Origin of the sequence: Comamonas sp. Z1 (genome assembly GCF_008121555.1) — a bacterium.
GTDB lineage: Bacteria > Pseudomonadota > Gammaproteobacteria > Burkholderiales > Burkholderiaceae_C > Comamonas > Comamonas thiooxydans.
Map to the genome: position 1 here is coordinate 1 of NZ_VOQT01000057.1, position 1,338 is coordinate 1,338.

The 1,338-nt window shown below is 63.2% G+C and carries 1 protein-coding gene; it reads right to left on the minus strand.

The features are described from left to right. Positions 1-42 precede the first annotated feature (42 nt). A protein-coding gene (locus tag FSY45_RS27680) for an IS3 family transposase (protein WP_370512855.1) occupies positions 43-1,268 on the minus strand; the annotation gives its coding sequence in 2 pieces (ribosomal slippage) (positions 43-920 and positions 920-1,268; 1,227 coding nt in all). Positions 1,269-1,338: the final 70 nt, after the last annotated feature.

A 1,338-nucleotide genomic window follows, 5' to 3' on the forward strand; every position in this document is an offset into this window, starting at 1 on the left:
TGGAGTGCTCCCCGTATTTGAGGACAGGAACCCTCACGTAATTTAACGGGTTGCCATGGCCTTTCGGCGGAACTCGCGTGGCGAGTGATACCGCAGGGCGCTATGGGGGTGGTGCTCGTTGTAGTGCTCGAAGGCGATGGCCAGGTTGCCAATGGCTGTGCGGGCATCGGGCTTAGGCATGAAGTTCACGTAGTCACGCTTCATGGTCCTGACGAACGACTCTGCCATGCCATTGCTCTGGGGACTACTCACTGGTGTATTCACCGGCTCCAGGCCCACATCGCGGGCGAAGCTGCGGGTCAACGCGGCCGTGTATGCTGAACCATTGTCCGAGAGCCATTGGATGGGCCTGTCTGGCAGTGCATTGCCGAAGCGCCGCTCCACGGCAGCCAGCATCACGTCGCGCACATCGTCACCCGTGTAGCCTTCTGTGGAGGCCACCCAGCTCATCGCCTCGCGGTCGCAGCAGTCCAGCGCAAACGTCGTGCGCACGGCCTCGCCGTTGTCGCAGCGGAACTCGAAGCCGTCCGAACACCAGCGCTGGTTGCTCGCACCCACCGAGACCCGCCCATCATGGCGGCGCTGCGGTCGCACTGCAGGAGCTCGGCGTTGCAGCAGTAGGCCGTGTGTGCGCATGACCCGGTAGACCCGCTTGACGTTGACCGCAGGCAACCCTTGGCAGGCCCGCTCACGCCGCAGCAGCGCCCAGGCCCGGCGGTAGCCGTAACTGGGCAGGTTCTCGATGGCCGAGCGCAGTTGCTCCACCAGATCCTGATCATCGCTGTGGCGGCGCTGGCGGCCATCTGTCCAATCACTGCTGCGCAGCTGTCGCTTGACAGCCGCCGAGCGCGCTACGCCGAGAACATCACAGACCCGTTTCATTGGGTGTCCCCCGGCAGCAAGGGCGAGCGCGCAATCCAGTTTTTTGAGCGGCCATATTCCGCGGCTTCCTTGAGGATCTCGGCCTCCATGGTCTTCTTGCCCAGCAGGCGCTGGAGTTCCCGAATCTGGCGCATGGCATCGGCCAACTGCGCCGCAGGCACCGTGCTCTCGCCCACGGCCACCGGCGTCAGCTCTCCCTGCTGGTGCTGCTTGCGCCACAGGAACAACTGGTTCGCGTTGACGCCGTGCTGACGGGCCACCAGCGACACGCTGTAGCCGGGTTCGTAGCTCTGCTGGACCATGGCCAGCTTTTCCTGCGGCGACCAGCGGCGGCGCTTCTGCGGCCCCAGCACCTCTACGTTCGTTAGATTTTTAGGACTAGGCATAAATACAGTCACAAGACTACCTCTTAGGTTAAGAGGGTTTACCTGTCCTCAGATCAATGGGGCCGCTCCA